The sequence below is a fragment of the Corallococcus exercitus genome, assembly GCF_003611585.1.
Lineage (GTDB): Bacteria > Myxococcota > Myxococcia > Myxococcales > Myxococcaceae > Corallococcus > Corallococcus exercitus.
Map to the genome: position 1 here is coordinate 1 of NZ_RAVW01000067.1, position 21,334 is coordinate 21,334.

At 68.3% G+C, this 21,334-nt stretch carries 14 protein-coding genes; 11 read left to right on the top strand and 3 right to left on the bottom strand.

The features are described from left to right. Positions 1–969 (top strand): type I methionyl aminopeptidase (gene map, locus D7W79_RS11435; RefSeq protein WP_120525399.1); only part of this gene is annotated, 969 nt, incomplete at its 5' end. Positions 970–1,053: 84 nt separating this feature from the next. On the opposite strand, the gene pulA is transcribed toward map, so the two are convergent. Continuing rightward, positions 1,054–4,479 (bottom strand): pullulanase-type alpha-1,6-glucosidase, encoded by a 3,426-nt coding sequence (pulA, locus tag D7W79_RS11440; protein ID WP_120525400.1) that lies wholly within the window; start codon positions 4,477–4,479, stop codon positions 1,054–1,056. A 418-nt stretch (positions 4,480–4,897) separates the two neighbouring features. On the opposite strand from pulA, the gene D7W79_RS11445 reads away from it, so the two are divergent. From D7W79_RS11445 to D7W79_RS11475, 7 genes are all read left to right on the top strand, one after another. After that, a complete protein-coding gene (locus D7W79_RS11445) occupies positions 4,898–6,475 on the top strand; it encodes an alpha-amylase family glycosyl hydrolase (RefSeq protein WP_120525401.1) in 1,578 nt (525 codons plus the stop codon). An 82-nt stretch (positions 6,476–6,557) separates the two neighbouring features. Then, complete coding sequence (locus D7W79_RS11450) at positions 6,558–7,652, top strand: ABC transporter ATP-binding protein (protein ID WP_120525412.1); 1,095 nt, start codon at positions 6,558–6,560, stop codon at positions 7,650–7,652. Between the two features lie 20 nt (positions 7,653–7,672). Then, positions 7,673–8,896 (top strand): extracellular solute-binding protein, encoded by a 1,224-nt coding sequence (locus D7W79_RS11455; protein WP_120525402.1) that lies wholly within the window; start codon positions 7,673–7,675, stop codon positions 8,894–8,896. Positions 8,897–8,909: 13 nt separating this feature from the next. Further along, positions 8,910–10,952, top strand: a complete 2,043-nt coding sequence (locus D7W79_RS11460; RefSeq protein WP_120525403.1) for a carbohydrate ABC transporter permease — start codon at positions 8,910–8,912, stop codon at positions 10,950–10,952. A gap of 5 nt (positions 10,953–10,957) precedes the next feature. Continuing rightward, a complete protein-coding gene (locus tag D7W79_RS11465) occupies positions 10,958–11,845 on the top strand; it encodes a sugar ABC transporter permease (protein WP_120525404.1) in 888 nt (295 codons plus the stop codon). A 56-nt stretch (positions 11,846–11,901) separates the two neighbouring features. After that, positions 11,902–12,882, top strand: a complete 981-nt coding sequence (locus tag D7W79_RS11470) for a glucodextranase DOMON-like domain-containing protein (protein ID WP_120525405.1) — start codon at positions 11,902–11,904, stop codon at positions 12,880–12,882. Positions 12,883–13,023: 141 nt separating this feature from the next. Continuing rightward, positions 13,024–15,225, top strand: a complete 2,202-nt coding sequence (locus tag D7W79_RS11475) for a hypothetical protein (RefSeq protein ID WP_147441884.1) — start codon at positions 13,024–13,026, stop codon at positions 15,223–15,225. A 96-nt stretch (positions 15,226–15,321) separates the two neighbouring features. Here D7W79_RS11475 and D7W79_RS43205 read toward each other — a convergent pair whose 3' ends face one another. Continuing rightward, entirely contained in the window at positions 15,322–15,717 is a 396-nt protein-coding gene (locus D7W79_RS43205; protein WP_147441885.1) for a hypothetical protein, read from the bottom strand. Positions 15,718–15,826: 109 nt separating this feature from the next. Between D7W79_RS43205 and D7W79_RS11480 the strand changes: the two genes are divergently transcribed. From D7W79_RS11480 to D7W79_RS11490, 3 genes are all read left to right on the top strand, one after another. Next, a complete protein-coding gene (locus tag D7W79_RS11480) occupies positions 15,827–16,897 on the top strand; it encodes a glucodextranase DOMON-like domain-containing protein (protein ID WP_158616940.1) in 1,071 nt (356 codons plus the stop codon). Positions 16,898–16,978: 81 nt separating this feature from the next. Then, complete coding sequence (locus tag D7W79_RS11485) at positions 16,979–18,340, top strand: AHH domain-containing protein (RefSeq protein ID WP_120525413.1); 1,362 nt, start codon at positions 16,979–16,981, stop codon at positions 18,338–18,340. Between the two features lie 12 nt (positions 18,341–18,352). Continuing rightward, a complete protein-coding gene (locus tag D7W79_RS11490) occupies positions 18,353–19,603 on the top strand; it encodes an imm11 family protein (RefSeq protein ID WP_120525414.1) in 1,251 nt (416 codons plus the stop codon). On the opposite strand, the gene D7W79_RS11495 is transcribed toward D7W79_RS11490, so the two are convergent. Then, positions 19,600–21,264 (bottom strand): alpha-amylase family glycosyl hydrolase, encoded by a 1,665-nt coding sequence (locus D7W79_RS11495; RefSeq protein ID WP_120525408.1) that lies wholly within the window; start codon positions 21,262–21,264, stop codon positions 19,600–19,602. The two genes, D7W79_RS11490 and D7W79_RS11495, sit on opposite strands and share 4 nt — an antisense overlap. Positions 21,265–21,334: the final 70 nt, after the last annotated feature.

Here is a 21,334-nt window from a genome sequence, read left to right on the forward strand (position 1 = left end):
GTCCTCCCCGGGCCCAATGACGCCTGCTGGTGCGGCAGTGGCTCCAAGTACAAGAAGTGCCACCGCGGCGCGGACACCGTGGAGGCCCGCAAGAAGGGCCCCGACGCCAGCCGCAAGGGCATCCGCCCCGGCATCGTCAGCCCCCGCCGCGTGGTGCCCATCACCATCGCCCGACCGGACTACGCGGACTCCCTGGCCGGCCGTCCCTCGCGCTCGCGCAACGAGCCGGACGTGAAGTCGCCGGACGTCATCGCCCGCATGCGCCGCGCCTGCCAGGCCGCCGCCCAGGTGCTGGTGGAGACCGCCCAGCACGTGCGCGTGGGCATCACCACGGACGAACTGGACGCCATCGCGCACGAGGCCTACCTCAAGCGCGGCGGCTACCCCAGCACGCTCAACTACCACAAGTTCCCCAAGTCGCTTTGCACCTCCGTCAACGAGGTCATCTGTCACGGCATCCCCGACAGCCGCGCGCTGGAGGACGGCGACATCGTCAACCTGGACATCACCATCTACCTGGATGGCGTCCACGGCGACTGCTCGGCCACGTACCTGGTGGGCAACGTGGAGCCGCAGCACCAGCGCCTGGTGCAGATCGCGAAGGAGTGCCTGGACATCGGCATCGCGGCCGTGAAGCCCGGCCGTCCCATCAGCGACATCGGGCGCGCGGTGGAGGCCCACGCCGTGAAGAACGGCACCAGCGTCGTGCGCGCCTACTGCGGCCACGGCATCGGTGAGACGTTCCACACCGCGCTCCAGGTGCCGCACTACTACGAGCCCGAGGCCGATACCATCATGCAGCCCGGGATGATCTTCACCGTGGAGCCGATGATCAACCAGGGCCACTGGGACCACCGCACGTGGAACGACGACTGGACCGTCGTCACCGCGGACGGCCTGCGCAGCGCCCAGTTCGAGCACACCCTGCTCGTCACCGACACGGGCGCGGAGATCCTCACCGTCCCCTGAGGTCTTCCCCCCTTGAAACACCACGGGCCCCGGACGCGCTTCGCATCCGGGGCCCGCTTCATTTCCAGCCGATGACGTCCGGGACTACGCCCGGCGGCGGCGCAGCTTCAGCGCCAGGCCGCACAGCATCAGCAGGCTGGTGGCGCCCAGCGGGCCGGGCACCGTGCTCTGGCAGTTGCAGCCGTCGGACTCGTCCGGGTCCTGCGGATCCGGATTCGGATCCGGGTCCATCGCGTCGTCGGTGACGAACACCGCGGTGGTGCGGGCCGGCACCGTGAAGCCGCCCGTGGCCTTGTCGTACGCGGACGTGCGCACCACCGGGTCCGTGGACGCCTGCTGCGCCGGGTGCAGCTTGAGCTTCAGGGACTTGTACCCGTCCGCCTTGAACGTCTGCGCGTCGTCCGTGCCGTTGAACAGCACGATGGCGCGCTTGCCCTCGGCGTTCGTGCCGTGGTCCTGCATGGCCATCACGATGAGGCCCGGGATCTGGTCCGGGCCGGTGTTCTCGAAGTGCACCAGCTGCTTCACCTCGTCACCGGTGCGCAGGCGGAACAGCCGCGAGCTCTTGCGGATGGTCAGCATCTCCTCGAAGTGGTCGCGCGCCCGGAGGATGTCCGCGTTCGCCGGCTTCAGCGCGGGGTCCGCCAGCAGCGGCCCGAAGAGCGGCCAGTTGCCCTGGTTGTCCGCGGCCGGGGGCAGGCCCACGCCCCAGTTGTTGGACTGGTAGGTCCAGTCCACCTTGTTGAACCAGTCCCCGGAGTTGAAGCTGTTGCGGTCCAGCGACTTGGAGCGCAGGAGCTCATCGCCCGCGTGGAAGAACGGGATGCCCTGGCCCAGCGCCACCAGCGCGATGCCCAGGTTGTGCATGCGCACGCGCTCCGCCATGGACAGGTCGCGCCGCGCCTTCAGCTGAACCGCGTCGAACAGCGTCTCGTTGTCGTGCGCGGAGACGTAGGTGATGACCTCCTGCGGGTCCAGCGTGTAGCCGGCCTTGGCGCCGTTGTAGTCCACGCCTTCACCCGTGACGGTCTTGCCGGTGCGGTCCACCAGCGAGTAGTCCTTCAGGTTGCCGGCGAGGCCCACGCGGATCCAATCGCTGTAGCGCAGGAGCTTGTCCTTCTGCGCGGCCTCCGTGCCCTGGTCCGTGCCGTTCGGGTCGGACAGCAGGCCGCTGATGAAGCCCTGCTCCTGCAAGCCGCTGAAGGGGCCACCGCCGCGAGCACCGTCGCGCAGGCGGTCGTTGAACGTGCCGATGCCCGTCCCCGCCATGTTGGCCTGCGTGGCGTTGATGCCGCGCGCGTTGTTCTGCACTTCGCCGAAGTCCCAGCCCTCGCCGTAGACGTAGATGGCCTTGCCGTCCACGCCGTCCTTCTCCACGGTGAGCGCGTCCAGCGTGGCGCGCAGCTTCACCATGTTGGACTTCATGTGGTGGCCCATCAGGTCGAAGCGGAAGCCGTCCACCTTGTACGCCCTGGCCCACGTCACCACGGAGTCGATGAGCAGCTTCTCCATCATCGCGTTCTCGGACGCGGTGTTCTGGCAGCAGCTGCTCGTCTCCACGTTCCCGTCGTCGCTGAGGCGGTGGTAGTAGCCCGGGACGATGCGGTCCAGCACGCTCTTGGCGTCCTGCCCGGAGGAGTTGGTGTGGTTGTAGACCACGTCCATCACCACGCGCAGGCCGTGCTGGTTGAGCGACTGCACCATCTCCCGGAACTCCACCGTGCGCGTCGTGCCCTGCGCGTTGGTGGAGTAGCTGCCCTCCGGCACCGTGTAGTGGTACGGGTCATAGCCCCAGTTGAAGCCGTCCAGGTCCGCCACGGCCTTCACCGCCGCCTGCTGCTTGTCGGAGTCCGGCGGCAGCGACACCAGGTCGCCCTGGGGGTGCTGCTGCGCCGCGCGGTCCTCGTTGATGGTCGCGATGTCGAACACCGGCAGCAGGTGCACGTGCGTGAGGCCCGCCTTCGCCAGTCGGGTCAGGTGCTTCATGCCATCCGAGTCCCGCGTGAACGCCTTGAACGTGCCGCGCTCGTTCTCCGGCACCGTCAGGTCGTTGATGCTGAAGTCGCGCGCGTGCAGCTCGTAGAGGACGATGTCCTCCGGGGCCTCCAGCGCGGGCTTCGCCAGCGTGCTCCAGCCCTGCGGCGCGAGCGCCGGGTCCGCCAGGTCGACAATCTGGCTCAGCTCGCTGTTGGTGGAGAGGGCCACGGAGTAGGGGTCGGTGACGCGGTTGGTGACGACCTTGCCCTCCTTGCGGGCGTAGACCTCCACCTCGTAGAGGAAGTAGCGGTTCTTCCACGTCGCGTCGCCCGTCGCGCTCCAGACGCCCTGGGCGCCGGCCGTCATGGGCACGCGGGTAAAGGTGGACGTGGGGCTGCCGTCCGCGAAGAGCAGCACGTTCACGCTCTTCGCCGTGGGAGCCCACAGGCGCAGCGTGGGGATGCCGTCCGCGAACGTCGCGCCCAGCGGGCCGTCATACGTGTCCAGGTCGTCCAGCACGCCCGCGAGCTGCGCGCTGGTGGCGTCCAGCATCACGCCCTCCGCGTTGGTCGCGGACACGGCCACCTGGCCCTTGAGCCACGTGGCCGCGTTGGCCACGTCCGCCTGTGCCAGCTTCAGCACCGTGCGGCCCATGAGGTTGGGGAAGCGCAGCGCCTGCGCGGCGGTGAGCCCCGCGGGGTCCACCGTCAGCGTCACCGCGGTGCCGCCCTGCACGCCGGTGCTGTTCAGCGTCATGCCGCCCGTGGGCGCGGTGTGCAGCTTGAACACCGTGCCCGCCGGGGCCGGAACCTCCGGGCTCCACACCAGCGTGTCGCGCGAAATCCACCGCGCCCGCGCCAGCAGCAGGTTGCCCGCCGGGGCGCCCGCCGCGCGGATGGTCACCTTCTTGGAGGCGCCGGAGTCGAAGCTGATGATCATCTCCTGGTTGTCCGTCTCCACCGCGAAGGCCGCGTTGCTGCCCGGGTAGGCGGTGGTCCAGTTCTCGTCGAGCGCGACCTTGCACTCGTAGTTGCCCGCGGGCAGCGCCTTCGTGGTGAAGGTGTAGATGCCGTCACCGTCCGGGTCCTGCATCATCGAGCGCAGGCAGTCCGGCTGCCAGTCACCCGGACAGCCCAGCTCGCTCTGGAACGAGCCCGCCACCGTGGCGATGGTGCCGGAGCGGTTGCTCGTCACGTACAGCGAGGTCGCGTCGAAGTAGAACTTCACCGCGCCCGCCGCCGTCTGGTTCAGCACCACGTCCGCGCCGCCGGGGCCGCCGTGCGTCTGTGACAGCGAGCCGTCCAGCGCGACCTTGAAGTGCCAGGTGCCCACCGGCACGTTGAACGAGCCCTGCCACTTGTCGTCCGCCGCGTCGTACGTCAGCGCCGTCTGCGCACAGGTGGGGTCGTTGTCCGAGGCACAGCCGGCCTCGCTCTGCAGGTCGCCCACGACCGTCACCGACGTGGGCGCCGCCAGGGACGACATGGGAAGCAGCGCGGCGAAGAGCCCGCTGAACGCGAGCGCGCGCGTCATGCGGGGAACTGCGAATGGAACTCTCAGGGGAAACCTCCAGGGGGGGTGTAAATCCCGGGCACGGTAGCAGCCGCTCCTGTCACGGGTGATCCCAGGCCGTTTTCACGGTTTACGTGACCCTCTGGATGATCCGCGTTGGAGCCGGAGGATCCACCCCGTGACGTCGGATGGGAAAGGGCCCCGAAAACGAGACGCGGTGCGGCAGGAACCGCGCGCTCCGTTGAGTCCGCTCGCGCCATGCGTCACACGGATGTGCAGAGGAAGACATCCGGGACATGCCGCGTTGCGGCATCAGCCGATTGTTCCGACGCCCCTTCACCCCTTTCCAGACTGTTGGATACAGTGCCGCGCCCAGATGTCCCCACGCATCCCCTGCCCACAACCGAACGCTGTCTCCCACCGCGGTCGGTGGCGCCCGATGTTCCAGGGCCTTGTCGCCTTGTGTCTGGCGGGGTGCGCCACGGCCCCCACGCCGACGCAACCCGCGCCGGAGGCCGCCGCGACGCAGCCCGCCGCGCCCGCGCCGTCGGCTCCCGCGGCCCCCGCCCCTGAACCCGTGAAGGAGGCCGCTCCGGTGGCCCCGGCTCCGGCGAAGAAGGAGCCCGCGCGGCCCTGGGCGGACGAGGTGCTGTACTTCGTGGTGGTGGACCGGTTCGCGGACGGCGACCCCTCCAACAACGAGAAGGGCGACGTGAAGGCGCCGGGCACCTTCCACGGTGGCGACCTGAAGGGGCTCACCGCGAACCTGGAGGAGCTGTCGTCGCTGGGCGTGACGGCGCTGTGGGTGACGCCGCTGCTCCAGCAGATCCCCGGCTTCGTGACCGGCTCCGGCTTCCCGGACTGGGGCTACCACGGCTACTGGGCGGACGACTTCCACGCGTTGGATCCGCGCTTCGGCACGGAGGCGGACTTCAAGGCGCTGGTGGACGCGGCGCACGCGCGCGGCATCCGCGTGCTGCTGGACGTCGTCTACAACCACCCGGGCTACAACTCGCGCTACCTGAAGGACCACCCGGACTGGCTGCGCTCGGAGGACAAGGGCACCTGCGGTTCGGATGACCTGACGTCGTGCGTGGCGGGCCTGCCGGACTTCAAGACGGAGCGGCCGGAGGTGGCGAAGTACCTGCTGGACGCGCAGATCGACTGGGCGAAGCGCTCCGGCGTGGACGGCTTCCGTCTGGACACCGTGAAGCACGTGTCCCACGACTTCTGGAAGGAGCACCGCCGCCGCACGCGCGCGGAGATCTCCCCGGACTTCTTCCTGCTGGGCGAGCTGTGGGGCGGCGACGTGGAGGGGCTGGCGCCGTACTTCACCCCGGATGAGATGGACGCCGGGTTCGACTTCGCCTTCCAGGGCAACACGCTGGGCTTCATCCAGGGCCGCGGCCGCACGGTGGCGTTCGACCGCTATCTCCAGTCGCGCGCGAAGGTGACGCCAGGGCACCACCTGGCGCACTTCCTGTCGTCGCACGACGTGGACGGGGCGCTGCACCAGCTCCAGGGCAACGTGCACCTCTTCCGCCTGGCCGCCACGCTGCAGCTCACGACGGCCGGCATCCCCGTCATCTACTACGGCGAGGAAGTGGCCCGGCCCGGCGGGGACTGGCCGCAGAACCGCGACGACATGCCGTGGGGCAAGCAGGCGGTGAAGCCGGGCGCGGGAAAGAAACGCGACGACTCCCTGCGCGAGTATTACAAGCGCCTCATCGCCATCCGCCGCGCGCACCCGGCCCTGTCTCGGGGCGTGCACGCGCCGCTCTCCACGGAAGGCGATGTGTATGTCTTCCAGCGGCGGGACGAAGCGTCGGGCGACACGGTGGTGGTGGCGGTGAACCGCGGCAAGACGAAGGGCACGGCGTCGGTGCCGTGGCCGGAAGCGTGGACGGGCGTCGGCGAGGTAGAGGACCTGCTGAACGGAGGGCGGACGAAGGCGGGCGCCACGCTGGACCTGGCGCTGCCGCCGCTGTCCGCGCGCATCCTCGGACGCGTGCCGTGAGGCACCCGGCGGAGCATGCGCAGAACCTGACCCGGACGTGCTGTTGTCACCGGCGCGAGCGGGGCTCTTGCTGGAGGGCCTGATGGCCGGCGTGTCGTTCAAGGACGTGGCGAAGCGGTACGGAGACGTGTCGGTCATCGAGGGGCTCAACCTCGATATCCGCGACCATGAGTTCATGGTCCTCGTGGGGCCGTCCGGGTGCGGCAAGTCCACGGCGCTCCGGATGATCGCCGGCCTGGAGGAGATTTCGGGAGGCACCATCTCCATCGGTGAGCGCGCGGTGAACGCGCTGCCGCCGAAGGACCGCGACGTCTCCATGGTGTTCCAGAACTACGCGCTCTACCCGCACATGTCCGTGCGGCAGAACCTGGAGTTCGGCCTCAAGATCCGCAAGACGCCCAAGCCGGAGATGGACAAGCTGGTGGACGAGGCGGCGGAGATCCTGGGCATCACGCACCTGCTGGACCGCAAGCCCAAGGCGCTGTCCGGCGGCCAGCGCCAGCGCGTGGCCCTGGGCCGCGCCATCGTGCGCAAGCCGGCGGTGTTCCTCTTCGACGAGCCGCTCTCCAACCTGGACGCGAAGCTGCGCGTGCAGATGCGCTCGGAGATCAAGAAGCTGCAGCACCGGCTCCAGGTCACGTCCGTCTACGTCACGCACGACCAGATTGAAGCGATGACGATGGGCCACCGCATCGCGGTGATGAAGGACGGCAAGCTCCAGCAGCTGGGCACCCCGCTGGAAGTCTACGAGAAGCCGGTCAACGTGTTCGTGGCGCAGTTCATCGGCACGCCGCCCATCAACATGCTCGCCGCCACGCTGGACGCGGACGGCACGTCGCTGTCCGGTGACGGCTTCAAGCTGCCCGTGCCGCAGAAGCTGCGCGCGGCGACGGCAGGCAAGGGCGGCCGCAAGGTGAAGGTGGGCCTGCGTCCGGACAACATCCTGCCCGCGGGCGCCACGGCGCGCGGCGAGTCCTCGCCCGTGGAGACGCGCGTGGAGCTGGTGGAGCCGCTGGGCAACGAGCTCATCGTGCACGCCCGCCTGGGAGACAACCCGCTGGTCTTCCGCCTGCCGCCCCAGGCCACCCCGGAGCCCGGCGTCGCCGTGCCCGTGACGGTGGAGCTGGAGTCCCTGCACCTCTTCGACGCTGAATCCGAGCTGCGGCTGTCCGTTTGATATCCCGGAGGATTTTCTCAATGACGCACCTGCGAACGTTGCTCGCGGCCCTCTGTCTGTGCGCAGTCGGCCTGTTGCCCGTCCCGTCCTTCGCCGCCACGGAGCTGGTGCTCTGGCACGCCTACCGCGCGGAGGAGAAGGCCGCGCTGGAGAAGGTGGTCGCCGAGTACAACAAGGCCAACGAGGGCAAGGTCAAGGTCACCACGCTGGCGGTGCCCTACGACGCCTACGCGGACAAGATCAGCGCCACCGTGCCGCGCGGCAAGGGCCCGGACCTCTTCATCTTCGCGCAGGACCGCCTGGGCGGCTGGATTGAAGCGGGCAACACGGTGGAGCCCATCGACTTCTTCCTGGATGACGCCACGAAGAAGCGCTTCATCCCCACGACGATGGAGGCGATGACCTACCGGGGGACGACCTACGGCCTGCCGCTGAACTACAAGGTCATCACGCTCATCTACAACAAGAAGCTGGTCCCCACGCCGCCCAAGACGTCCGGCGAGATGGTGACGATGGCCAAGAAGCTCACCGACGCGAAGGCGGGCCGCTTCGGTCTGGCGTACGCGTACAACGACTTCTACTACCACGCGGCGGTGATGAACGGCTTCGGCGGTGGCGTGTTCGACGCGAAGGGCGCCCCCACGATGAACTCGCCCGCCAACGTGAAGTCGGTGGAGCAGGTCCTCAAGTGGAAGAACAAGGACGGCATCCTCCCCGCGGAGCCCTCCAGCGCGCTCATCACCTCGCTCTTCAACGAGGGCAAGGCCGCGATGGTGTTCTCCGGCCCGTGGTTCCTGGGCGAGGTCTCCAAGAACGTGGAGTACGGCCTGGCGACGCTGCCCACGCTGGATGAGAACAAGGGCACGCCGATGAAGCCCTGGATGACGGTGGAGGGCGTGTACGTGGCCGCCCCGTCCAAGAACAAGGAAGCGGCGTACGACTTCGCCAAGTTCCTCACCGACGCGGGCCCCGGCAAGACGCTGGCCCTGGAGGGCCGCCAGAGCCCCTCCAACACGGCGGTGTACCAGGACGCGAAGGTGGCCGCGGATCCGCTGCTCAAGGCGATGAAGGCCCAGGTGGACGTGGCGGTGCCCATGCCCAACCTGCCGGAGATGTCCATGGTCTGGACCCCCGCCACCAGCGCGATGAACACCGTGTTCAAGAACACCGCCACCCCCAAGGCGGCGCTGGACGCGGCCCAGAAGAGCGTGGCGAAGGACGTCGCCGGCCTGCGCAAGAAGTAAGTGAGGACCTGAAGTGAGCCAGAACGCCCCCCAGCAGCCTCCTTCCGCGGCCGGTACTCCGGTCCGCGTCTCCTCGAGCCATCCCGCGCCGGACCCCTCGACCGCGGGGCCCGCCGGCCGTGCGGGGGGCTATCGGGGGCGCGTGCTGGTGGGGCTCGCCCTGGCGCTGGGCGTGTCCCTGTTCCTGGCGCACGGCCTGCTGGCGCGCGCCAACCAGGAGCGCGCGGCGGAGCGTGAGCAGCGCACCGCCGCCGTGTCCCTGCTGGGGCTGGCGGACCTGGTGCAGCGCGCGGGAGGCACGGGCGACGCCGTGCGTGCCGTGGTGGCGGGCTGGCCCGGCATGCCGGGCAGCGCGGTGCGCGTCATCGCCTTCAGCGGCATCCGGCTGGAGGCGTCCGCCTTCCCGCAGGACACCGGAGAGAAGGCGGCGCCGCGCAAGCTGTCCCGCGACGAGAAGCCGCTGTACGACCGCGGCCAGCGCCTGCGCGCCGCGGTGGAGACGAACCGCGAGGAGGGTGGGGCGCGCAAGCCGGAGGTGGAGTCGGAGCTGCTCGACGCGGGCGCCAGCCGCCTCCTGTCCGCGCCCGTGGAGGTGGACGGTCAGGTGGTGGGCTCCGTGGAGTCCCTCACCCCGGCGGTGGTGAACGCGGAGGCGCCCTCGTGGACGCCGGTGCTGCTGGCCTTCCTGCTGCCGCTGGCGGCGTGCGCGGCCGCGGTGTTCGTGCTGTCGCGCCAGGGCGTGCGCGTGGCGGTGGCGGCGGCGCTGTTCCTGGCGGGCCTGGGTGGCTACACCGTGTACTCGCTGCGCGCGCTGGACGCGGAGCTGCGGGAGACGGAGAACGCGGTCAGCGCGGAGCTGCGCACGCGAGGGGAGAAGGCGCAGGCGCTCATCACCGCCAACACCCTGAAGGCGGACCCCGCGCTGAAGCCCGGCGCGTGGGACGCGGACATGATGCGCCGGCCGCTGGGGCGGCTGACGGACTCCGGCGCGCCGGACGCGGACAAGCTGGCGGCGGCGGGTGCGCAGGTGCGCGGCAACGCGACCAAGGCGCTGGGCGCGCTGGGCGTGGTGGGCCTGGCGGTGCTGCTGTTCATCGGCCTGGGCGGGCTGCACCAGGTGGTGCGCACGATGGTGGAGTACCGGCAGGCGTACGCGTACATCACGCCCGCCATGGTGGGCATGGTGGTGCTGGTGTTCTTCCCCTTCGCCTACGGCATCACGCTGTCGTTCACGGACGCCAACCTCTACAACAGCAGCCAGCCGCTGTCGGAGCTGTGGGTGGGCTTCCGCAACTACGTCGACATCCTGGGCGACTTCAGCTTCGCGAAGACGGCGGCGGACGGCTCGCTGGTCTTCAACTACCTCAACTTCTACTACACGCTGCTCTTCACCATCGTGTGGACGGTGACGAACGTCACCATCGGCGTGACGGTGGGCCTGCTGCTCGCGCTGGCGCTCAACGTGCCCAACTTGCGGATGCGGCCGGTGTACCGCGTGCTGCTCATCCTGCCGTGGGCCATGCCCAACTACATCACCGCGCTCATCTGGAAGGGCATGTTCCACCAGCAGTTCGGCGTGGTGAACCACGTCATCCGGATGTTCGGTGGCGAGGGCCTGGCGTGGTTCGACTCGCCGTTCACGTCGTTCTTCACGGCGCTGGCCACCAACGGCTGGCTGTCCTTCCCGTTCATGATGGTGGTGTCGCTGGGTGCGCTCCAGTCCATCCCGGGGGAGCTCTACGAAGCGGCGCGCGTGGACGGCGCCAACCGGTGGCAGCAGTTCACCGCCATCACGCTGCCCGCGCTGAAGCCCGCGCTGGTGCCCGCGGTCATCCTGTCGGTGGTGTGGACCTTCAACATGTTCAACATCATCTTCCTGGTGACGGGCGGCGACCCGGGCGGCTCCACGGAAATCCTCGTCACCCAGGCGTACAAGTTCGCCTTCGAGCGCTACCGCCACGGCTACGCGGCGGCGTACTCCACCGTCATCTTCGGCATCCTGCTGCTCTACAGCATGGTGCAGAACCGCATGAGCCGCGCCACGGAGGCCGCGTAAACCCCATGGCGCTCTTCTCTGAACGTCGCGAAGGCATCCCGCACCTGCCGCTGCACGCGGTGCTCATCGCCTTCACCCTCTTCACCATCTACCCCATCCTCTGGGTGGTGAGCCTGGCCTTCTCCGGCAAGCAGAGCCTGGCCATCGCCACGCTGCCGGAGAACCCCACCTTCTGGGACCGGCTGCGCGCGGTGACGCCGTGGCCGGAGAGCTTCAGCGTCTCCAACTTCGTGTCGGTGATGTCGGATCAGCCGTTCGCGAAGTGGATGCTCAACAGCGCCATCGTGGCCATTGGCACCACGGTGCTGGGCGTCTTCATGGCGTGCACGGCGGCGTATGCCTTCAGCCGCTTCAAGTTCCCTGGCCAGCGCACGGGCATGATGGCGTTCCTCGTGTCCCAGATGTTCCCGGGCACGCTGATGCTGATCCCCCTCTACATCATCCTGGTGCAGTGGCTGGGCCTGGGCAGCAGCCGGCTGGGTCTCATCATCGTGTACGCCACCACGTCCATCCCGTTCAGCGTGTGGATGCTCAAGGGCTACTTCGACACCATCCCCAAGGACCTGGAGGAGGCGGCGCTGATGGACGGCGCGTCCCCGGGGCGCATCTTCTGGAGCATCATCCTGCCGCTCGCGAAGCCGGCGGTGGCGGTGACGGCGCTGTTCAGCTTCATGACGGCGTGGAACGAGTTCATCCTCGCGGCGACGTTCATGGACCAGGAAGCCATGTACACGGCGCCGGTGGGCCTGCGCTTCTTCGTGGGCGGCTTCAGCCAGCAGTGGGGCTACTTCGCGGCCGGCTCCATCATCGTGTCCGTGCCCGTCGTGTTCCTCTTCCTCTTCCTGCAGAAGTACCTCGTCTCCGGGCTCACCGCCGGTGGCGTGAAGGGTTAGTCCCCGGTCGTTCTTCGCAGTCCTTTCGTCTGTCGTTGCAAGGAGCAAACACCCCCATGATCAACCCCCGCATCGCAGTGCTCACCCTGGCCGCTTCCCTGTCCGCGGCGCCGGCCCTGGCGGCCGACAAGGTGTCGTTCAAGGACCCCACCGGCGACGACAAGGGCCCGGGCAAGTACACCTACCCGACGGACCCCGTGTACAAGCCGGGCTCGTTCGACCTGACGGGCTTCACGCTGGAGCCGGGCAGCAACAAGTCCGACATCACCATCCAGATGAAGGCGTCGCTGGAGAACCCCTGGAAGATGGCGGACGGCTTCTCCGTGCAGGAGGTCTTCATCTTCATCGACACGGACCACAAGGCCGGCAGCGGCTTCACGGAGAGCCCCCCGGGCCTCAACGTGTCCTTCGCGCCGGAAGACGCCTGGGACAAGGTCATCATCATCTCCCCGCAGGGCTCCTCGCGCGTGCGCGCGGAGGCCAACAACAAGGCCGGCGCGATGAAGGGCGCCGTCGTGGTGCCCACCAAGGTGCGCGCCTCCGGCAACAAGATCACCGCCACCATCATGAACGCCGACCTGGGCGCTGGTGACCCCTCCACCTGGGGCTACCAGGTCGTGATGCAGTCCAACGAGGGCTTCCCCGCGGACAACGACCTGCTCACGCGCCGCGTGAACGAGTACGAGGGCCAGCACCGCTTCGGCGGCGGCTCCGACTTCAACTGCGACCCGCACGTGATTGACGTGCTCGCGGGTCAGGGCAAGGGCGACAGCTCTGAAATCAAGGCCCAGTACGACATGCTCGCCTACGAGTGCGCGGGTGACGGTTCCGCCACGAAGAAGGCCACGCTGAAGATGGTCTCCGGCCCGAAGCGCCCGGCGGCGCAGGGTGGCGCGGCGGCGGCGGCCCCGGCCCAGGCTCCGGCCGCTCCGGCTCCGGCCCCCGCGGCTCCGGCCCCGGCCCCGGCGCCCACGCCGGCCGCTCCGGCTGGAACGACGGTCGCTCCGGCGCCGACGACGGCCACGCCGACGAAGTAGTCGGCGGTGGACTGTTCAAAACAGTCCGTTTCAAGGTTTGATGCAACACGGGGAGGGCTGCCGTGGTGACCCCGCGGCGGCCCGGGAGAGGGGATGACCCCCCTCTGGTTCAAAGCTTTCGAGAAGGGTTTTCCGGACATCATGAAGAATCGCAAGAACGTGGTGCGGGGAGCGTGTGCGCTCACCGTTGCGGTCGGCCTCATTCCCGGGGCGGCCATGGCGCAGGACAGCGGCCCCAAGCTCACCATTGGTGGCACGACCTATACGAAGTACCTCTGGGGCACGCAGCGTGACCAGGGCGCCATGTACAACTTCACGACCGTGCCCGGTGAGGGCTACGGCGACAACGGCATCGGCACGGAGCTGGAGCTCCTGCTGAACGCGAAGATCTCCCCGCAGGTGGAGGTCAACGGCCGCATCCACAGCCGCTTCAACCAGAACTTCTGGACGAACTTCGGCGGCTTCGGTGGCCGCAACCCGCCGACGAACTGCACCGCGGGCGACTGCGGCGAGTTTGATCCGCGCTCCAACCAGTACATCAAGCTGCGTGGCATGTCCGTGACGCTGCGTCCGGGCTACCTCATCGACTCAGCGCTCATCGGCGCGACGGACCTGGGCCAGTTCGACCCGTTCGTCATCGGCCGCGTCCGTTACATCGACCGCGACAACGCGGCGGCCATCATGCTGCAGGGCTCCAACTTCGACCGGAAGCTCACGTGGGACGCGGCGCGCATCTCGCTGCCCCGCTTGTGGGCCGGCCCGAACTTCAGCACGGGCGCCTTCCACGCGCGTGACGCGGCGTACGGCTTCCAGGCGAAGTACACCGCCTCCGAGATGTTCGACGTGGGCGGCATCTTCCAGTACGCGAACGACCAGGAAGTGAATGTCGAGGACACGAACGTCGACGACGGCCGCGACCTGACGCCGCGCTACCGCAACGGCGTGGGCGGCATCAAGGCCGGCCTGCACATGGGCTCGTGGCTGGACGTGCGCGGCGCCGCGTACACGTCGTACTCCAACGCGGACCCCGTGCTGTCGCCGGCGAACTTCGGCGGCATCGGCGGCTACAGCGCGGTGCTGGCGGGTCACCACTCCGACCAGACGTACATGCTGAACGCGTCCCTCAACGACCCGCTGGACGTGGGCCTGTCGTTCAACTTCCAGCTGTTCAGCATCGGCGCGGACTACGTGGCGGTGATGGCCAGCCGCCGCGAGGCGGACGTGCTGCTCACGGAAGGTCACGACGGCAGCTTCGCGTTCCCCGGTCCGTCCAACGCGTCCTACGGCATCTACAAGGGCAACCCCACCCGCATCGGCTACGGCGGTTGGACGAGCGAGGCCCAGCAGGTCGCGACCATCAACGTGGACAACGACTTCACGGACTTCGACGAGCCCATGGCGGAGACGGCCATCGGTTGGAAGGGCGTGACGGCGAACCCGGTCTACACCAACGGCGCGCTGGAGCTGGGCGGTGAGTATTCCTTCATCACCTACAACACCAACTGGCAGGCCTACGGCAACGACCAGGAGTCGCTGAACAACACCACGTACCCCGGCACGGAGCTGGACTCCGGCGTGGGCCACAACTACCGCACGGCCTACCAGCCCTTCCAGGACAAGAAGACGCACCTGGTCGCGCTGCGCGCCAAGTACGTGGTGGATGTGCTCAAGGGCATCGATGTGTTCGGCAAGTTCAAGTACATCCACGAGACGGACAAGCGCATGAACGACCCGCGCTTCCTGCCGTTCCAGTCCGGCGCGTGCGCGGGTGGCGGCGTGGCGTGCGACAACACGCTCGTCAACGAGTACAGCGCCGGCAACAGCACCTCCGGCATCTACAGCAACCCGAGCGTCATCACGAACAGCCAGGGCGACACGGGCTACCAGTTCAAGCCGTTCGACAACCTCGCGGATGACGACCGCCTGCTGGACTACACGACGTTCACGGCCGGCGCGGGCTACCAGTTCACGGACGACCTGTACGTGTCCGCGAGCTACTCCAAGTTCTTCGCGGACCTGCTGGACGGCAACACGGCGTTCCAGGCGTACAACAACCACGAGATGGCGTCCGGCAAGCACAACAAGAACCAGGTGCTGGTGAAGGCGCGCTACATCCTGTCCGGCGTGGAGTTCGGTCTGGAGGGCCAGTACGCGTTCGGCTCCTTCCGTCCTGACTTCGGCGACGGCTTCGTGGTGCAGTACGCGGACGACACCATCGCGGCCGACCACGGCGTGGCGGTGGGTTCGCGCGGCTTCACCAACCGCAACGGCGGCTGGAACAGCCTGGAAGAGCGCAACTTCGAGCAGATGCGCGTCAAGGCGTTCATGAAGGCGCAGTTCTAGTCACCGCGCGCTCCGCTTCGGGCGGGGCACGGGGTTGACGCAGTGGGAGCCCGGGGCGCCTGTGACAGGCACTCCGGGCTCCTTGCGTTTGGGGTTTCAGCGGCGACGCCACCAGCGCTGCAGGAAGGGCGAGGTATGCCACCAGCGGATGGCACTCAGCGGCTTGCTTGCGTAGGCCGGGGGCTCATTCGTGGACGTTCCTCCCAGGCGCTGGAGTGCCAGGACCACGGCCCATTGGAAGTAGGTGGGCGGATTGTCTGTCTCGACGAGGAACTCGCTGGGAGACAGATAGTTGTCGACGGAAGCGCCATCGCTTGTCCCGATCAGGCTGAAGACGGCTCCAGCCACGTCCGGAGAATAAGGAGTAAAAAGAGCGTTTCGCTCCGCGGAAACGCGGGCTTGGGTGATCTTCTCCAGCTCCGAGACAATCGCCTCGTTACTGGGGAGCTCTCCTGGGAAGGAAATGCCGACGAGCAATTGACTCGGACCCATGCCTGAATCCTAGACCGGACGCGAGTGACAGGCACTCCGGGCTCCTTGCGTTTGGGGCACCGCGCGATACACCTGACGGGCCTTCTCTTCGTGCATGAGGTGCCCCTCCATGTTCGTGCGTCCCCGCGTGTCCGCGCTCCTGCTCGCTTCCTCCCTGGCCGCGTGTTCCGGCGGAAAGACGCGCGAGGACGCGCTGCTGTTCCGGCTGACGGATCCGGTGGGGGACGACCACGGCGACGGCGAGCTGGTGTATCCGCGCCGGACGGACCTGGGACGGGGCGACCTGGACGTGGTGTCGGTGGCGGCGTTCGCGGACGGCGAGGCGACGCGGTTCGAGGTGACGTTCGCGCACCCCATCGCGAGGCCCTCGCGCGCGCAGTCGGTGGACCTGGAGGGCGCGACGGTCGCGGAGCGCGCGCGGCACGGCTTCTACACGTTCAACGTGGACCTGTACGTGGACCAGGACCGCAAGCCGGGCTCCGGCCGCACGGACACGCTGCCGGGGCGCGGGCTCACGCTGGCGGCGGAGTCGGGGTGGGAGAAGGCGGTGGTGCTGACGCCGCGTCCGTACGAGGCGCGCGAGGCGCTGCGCAAGACCTGGCGGCAGGTGGCGCTGGAGGACTACGAGAAGAAGTCGGGCGGGATTGGCGGCAAGGTGGAGTCGGAGCTGAACGCAGCCACGGAGCAGGAGCTGGAGGCGCGGGTGTTCTTCCCCACGGTCATCCAGGTGAGCGGGCGCACGGTGATGTTCCAGGTGCCGGACCGCTTCCTCGGCGCGCATGCGAGCGCGGACTGGGGCTACGGCGTGGCGGTGACGGGCGCGACCATCGAGCGGCGCGTGTCACTGGGCGGGATGTTCGGCGGGGACACGTCCGCGAACCAGCGGCTGATGGCCATGGGCATCATGGCGGGGGAGCCGTACAACGACCGCTTCGGTGGCGGGCGCAAGGGAGACCCGTCGCAGTCGCCGGTGGTGGACCTGCTGGTGGCGCCGGGCACCACGCAGGAGGCGGTGCTGGGGGCCGCGAAGCCGGCGTGGGACGTGGTGGTGCCGTCGGGGAAGTCCGTGGTGCCTGCGGCCGTGGCTCCGGATGCGGGCACGGTGGAGGACGCCGGTGTGACCGTGGACGCGCCTGCCGTGGACGCGGGAACAGTGGGTCCGTCGTCGCCCGCCCCGTGATGGAGGGCTCCCGCACGGTGCTCGGGAGGTCCTGGTTGCGGTGAGTCCGCGCGGCCGAGGATGGATGCCCTGGAGGCATCCATGTCCTCGTGCCGGAGCTGGGCGGTCGCGGTGCTGCTGTTGCTGCTGGGCACGGGGTGTTCAGCGACGCGCGGCGTCCGGCTGAAGACGGGGAGGGGGGCGCCGGTCGTCCATGTGCCTCGGGCCGAGGTCGCGCCTGAGCCTCTGGAGGAGGACGCGTTCACGGAGGCGGTGCGGACGCTGGCGGAGGACGCGCCGGTGTCCCCGCATCCTCGCGAGGAGGCGTACCGGCTGTTCGCGGGCTCGTTCTCCACGAAGGCGTATGCGCACGTGCGCGGGCGTCTGGGACTGGTCTCCATGGAGGAGCCGACGCGTGCGCGGCTGCTGGTGGATGACGCGGACCGGGAACTGGCGAGCGCCTACGGGCGGTGGTGCCAGCGCAAGCAAACACCGGGGGACTGTCTCCAACTGCTGGAGACGGGAACCACGTTGGATGAGGACGGGCGGCGCTCGCTGGCATTCGCCATCGCGTTGGACTCGGTGTGGGACGAGACGTCCGAAGCGCTGGTGGGAATGACGGATCAGCGGGCGCTACTCACCACCATCGTCGCGACGGGGACGGTGTACCTGGCGCTGTGGTTGATGCCGGAGCCCGTGTCGAAGGGCATTGCGGCGACGATGACGGTGGTGTTCATCGCCTACCTGGGCATCGACACGGTGTGGAACCTCATCCAGGGCTGGATCGAGCTGTCCGAACAGGCGCGGGTCGCTCGGACGTTCGATGAGCTTCGCGATGTGGGGGAGGAGTACGGCGAGGTGATGGGGAAGAACGCCGCGCGGGCGTTCGTGATGCTGGCGCTGGCGGCGGTGGGCAGCACGGCGGAGACGTTCGCGGCGAAGGTCGCGACGCTTCCGGGTTCAGGGCAGGCCTCCCTGGTGGCCGCGGAAATGGGTGGCTTCCGGCTGGGCGCGGCGGCGCAGGTGGAGTCCGCAGCCGTGTCCTCCGAGGGTGTCATCACCCTGGTGCTGGCACCGAATGCCGTGGCCATGTCCGCGCGGGACGAAAAGAGCCCCGTCGCGAGTGGCGCGGATGTGGAAGGGCCAGAGCACCACATCGCTTCCAACAAATTCTGGACCGCCACGAATCGCGGCGGTCCTTGGTCACCGCAGTTCCAGAAGATCTTCGACAAGGCCGGGATGTCGCTTGATGATCCGGCGAACAAGGTTCGCGTTCCAGGGCACAGAGGACCGCACCCGCAGGAGTACCATGAGCAGGTTTTCAGGACTTTGGACCGAGCGACCCGCACGTGTAACTCAATGGCGAGCTGTCGAGCGCAGTTGACGAAAGCGCTGGGACGGCTTGCCGAGGAGATCACCAGGATTGGCTCGGACCTGAATCGAATGGTCACAGGCCTTGAGTGATGCGTGGACACCATGGAAACGAGCTACTTCGACCTCGCTGAGGATGTTGCTGAGGGATTCTGGTGCCTGGGGCATCCACTGGATGCACAGCGGCAAGAACTCGAGGACCCCTGGCAATTCAGTATGGGTAAGCCCGCCCACTTCAAAGGGCAGATCAAGCTTCCATTAGACTTGGTGGGCGAAGCACGTGACTACGCTCACGCGGCGTTCGGTACTCCGGTTGTCAATGCGAGGCTGGCAGCGATCTTCCAAGTGCTGGCTCCCAATGACGTCGAGTTGATTCCCGTCGAGATCGATTCCCATGAAGGGCTGTACTTCATCCTCAATGCCCTTCGTGCCTTCCCCTGCATTGATCCAGAGGCTTCCTCCGAGGTGGCCTACTGGACCGAGGAGGATGGGCTTCCAGAAAAGGTTGGAACAATCTTCACCATTTCCGGAATGCGCATCGACCCATCAAAGGTGGGCGACGCCAAGGTGTTCCGGCCTTCGGAGTGGGAGGTCTCACTCATTGTCTCCAAGGACATCAAGGACGCGATGGAGCGTGCGGGCATTACGGGCGCGAAGTTCGAAGCGGTCACGGGTCCACCGACCTTCGACCCTGTTCGCCGCGCGGAGACGAAGAAGCGCGGTGACTTGTGGGACCAGGCACGCATCGCCCGTCATGCCGTGTGGCGCGGGCTCGGCACCATGTCTGATGACTCCTACATTCCGCCCGTCGTAGGCGGCCCATGGCCTGGCAAACGGCAGGTCTGGCAGGCCATGCGACGCGCTGATGGCGGCATGCTCATCGTGACGGACGGCCTGTCCGATCCTTTCTCCTCCATCCTGGACCACCCCACGGCGGGCTTCGGCCTGGAACTCGCCATCGAGACCCCGGAGCCGCTCGGAGAGGTGTGGAAGAGCTGGCCCGTGCGTCTCCTCGAACGTGTCGCCTATGAGGTCGCCGAGTTCGAGAAGCTCCGTGTCTCCCTGACCAACGGCACGCTGTCCATGGAGGTGGACGGAGTGGGCCTGCCCGAAACCCTCATTACCCCCGAGGGCCGCGTGGCCGTGCTCATCGGCATGGAGACGGATGCACTGCCCTCGCGCTTCACGCTCCCCGGGGGCGAGGTCCGGCTCCTCACCGTGAAGGTGCTGATGCCCGCGGAGCTGCAATGGCTGCTTCGCCAGGGGCGGGGCGCGGCGGCCGAATTGATCCGCCGTTTCAACGAAGCGGGAGAGGGCCATCTCTCCCGCTCCTGGCGCCAGCCTGTCGTCAGCTAACGCAGCCGCCAGATGCCCGTGGAGCGGGCCGGCACGCTCGTCTTCCACGCTCCCGTGCCACCGGTGAGCGGCGTCACGCCGGGGTCCAGGAACAGCGGCTCCGCCGTCGTGCCCTCCACGTCGAACGGCCCCACCGACTCCTGCCCGGTGGAGAAGTTGTGGACCACCAGCACCTGCTCGTCGCCCAGCGTCCTCACGAACGCCAGCGAGCGCGACACGCCCGTCGTCGGCGTGAACAGCCGCAGGCCTCCGTTGCGCAGCGCCTCCGAGGCCTGTCGCGCGTGGATGAGCGACCGGTAGCGCGACAGCAGCGACCCCGGGTTGCTCCGCTGCGCCTCCACGTTCGCCGTCTCCCGGCCGCTGGAGAACGCGTACCACGGTGAGCCCGTGGTGAAGCCTCCGCCCGCGGCGGCGGTCCAGGGCATCGGCGTGCGCTTGGACTCGTCGTTGTTGGCGTTGCCGTTCCCCAGGCCCACCTCTTCGCCGTAGTAGAGGAACGGCGCTCCCGGCAGCGTCAGCAGCACCGACGCCGCGAGCCCCAGCTTCGCCCCGTCGTTGGTGAACTGCGTCGCCAGCCGCACCATGTCGTGGTTGGTGAGGAAGGGCGCGTCCGCCACGCCGGCCGGATAGTTGTTCTTCATCTCCAGCAGCTTCGACGCCACACCCCCGGCGTTGGCCGCGTTGATGCCTTCAATCACTCGCGCGGACAGGGGGAAGTTGAAGTTGAGCGGCAGCTCGTCCCCTCCCGGCACCGTCGCCGTGGAGCCGTAGTACTTCGCCACCGACGGCGTCTCGCTCCAGTTCTCACCCACCAGCACCGCGTCCGGCTTCACCGACCGCACGTGCGCGGAGAACTCCTTCCAGAATGCGTGCGTCTCCGGCGTGTCCGCCTGCCCCGCGCCGCCGCCCGTCTCGATGAGGTAGCGCGCGGCGTCCAGCCGGAAGCCGTCCACGCCGCGCTGGAGCCACAGCGTCGCCAGGCGCTTCACCTCCTCGCGCACCGCGGGCGTCTGGAAGTTCAGGTCCGGCATGCCGCCCCAGAAGGCGCCGTAGTACCAGCCGGTGTCCTGCTGATGCCACGTGTTGGTCTGCGAGTAGATGTCCCACGGCTGCGCCCAGCCCGGGTTGTTCGCACGCCACTGGTACCAGTCGCGCTTCCGCGACTGCGGCGAGGACGCCGAGTCCACGAACCACGGATGCTGCGAGCTGGTGTGGTTGATGACGAAGTCGAGGATGACGCGCATGCCCCGGCGGTGCGCCTCGTCACACAGCCGCTGCAGGTCCTCCAGCGAGCCGTACGCCGTCTGGATGCGCTCGTAGTCCACCACGTCATAGCCGTGGTAGCTGGGCGACGCGAACACCGGCATCAGCCACAGCGCGTCCACGCCCAGGTCGTCCGTCGTCGCCGGGTTGCCGTCGTTCAGGTAGTCCAGCCGCGAGATGAGCCCCGGCAGGTCCCCCACGCCATCGCCGTTGGAGTCCTGGAAGCTGCGCACGAACACCTCGTAGAACACCGCGCCCCGGTACCACGCGTCTCCCGCAGGCGCGGCGAGCGTGATGCTTCCGGACGCGGGCGGCGTGACGGGCGTCGAGGGCGAGGAGCCGGCGCAGGCCGACAGCAGGGCCGCGCTGCAGAGGGAGAGGCCGCGGAGGGGTCGCATGGCTTCTCCCTCTAACAGCGAACGTTCCACACGGGCCAGCGCAGGGCTGGGATGCCCCGCGCTCACCCGG

Coding starts and splice junctions, on each gene's coding strand:
- pulA (WP_120525400.1), bottom strand. CDS start 4,479: ATGACGCGCGCGCTCGCGTTCAGCGGGCTCTTCGCCGCGCTGCTTCCC.
- D7W79_RS11445 (WP_120525401.1), top strand. CDS start 4,898: ATGTTCCAGGGCCTTGTCGCCTTGTGTCTGGCGGGGTGCGCCACGGCC.
- D7W79_RS11450 (WP_120525412.1), top strand. CDS start 6,558: ATGGCCGGCGTGTCGTTCAAGGACGTGGCGAAGCGGTACGGAGACGTG.
- D7W79_RS11455 (WP_120525402.1), top strand. CDS start 7,673: ATGACGCACCTGCGAACGTTGCTCGCGGCCCTCTGTCTGTGCGCAGTC.
- D7W79_RS11465 (WP_120525404.1), top strand. CDS start 10,958: ATGGCGCTCTTCTCTGAACGTCGCGAAGGCATCCCGCACCTGCCGCTG.
- D7W79_RS11470 (WP_120525405.1), top strand. CDS start 11,902: ATGATCAACCCCCGCATCGCAGTGCTCACCCTGGCCGCTTCCCTGTCC.
- D7W79_RS11475 (WP_147441884.1), top strand. CDS start 13,024: ATGAAGAATCGCAAGAACGTGGTGCGGGGAGCGTGTGCGCTCACCGTT.
- D7W79_RS43205 (WP_147441885.1), bottom strand. CDS start 15,717: ATGGGTCCGAGTCAATTGCTCGTCGGCATTTCCTTCCCAGGAGAGCTC.
- D7W79_RS11480 (WP_158616940.1), top strand. CDS start 15,827: ATGTTCGTGCGTCCCCGCGTGTCCGCGCTCCTGCTCGCTTCCTCCCTG.
- D7W79_RS11485 (WP_120525413.1), top strand. CDS start 16,979: ATGTCCTCGTGCCGGAGCTGGGCGGTCGCGGTGCTGCTGTTGCTGCTG.
- D7W79_RS11490 (WP_120525414.1), top strand. CDS start 18,353: ATGGAAACGAGCTACTTCGACCTCGCTGAGGATGTTGCTGAGGGATTC.
- D7W79_RS11495 (WP_120525408.1), bottom strand. CDS start 21,264: ATGCGACCCCTCCGCGGCCTCTCCCTCTGCAGCGCGGCCCTGCTGTCG.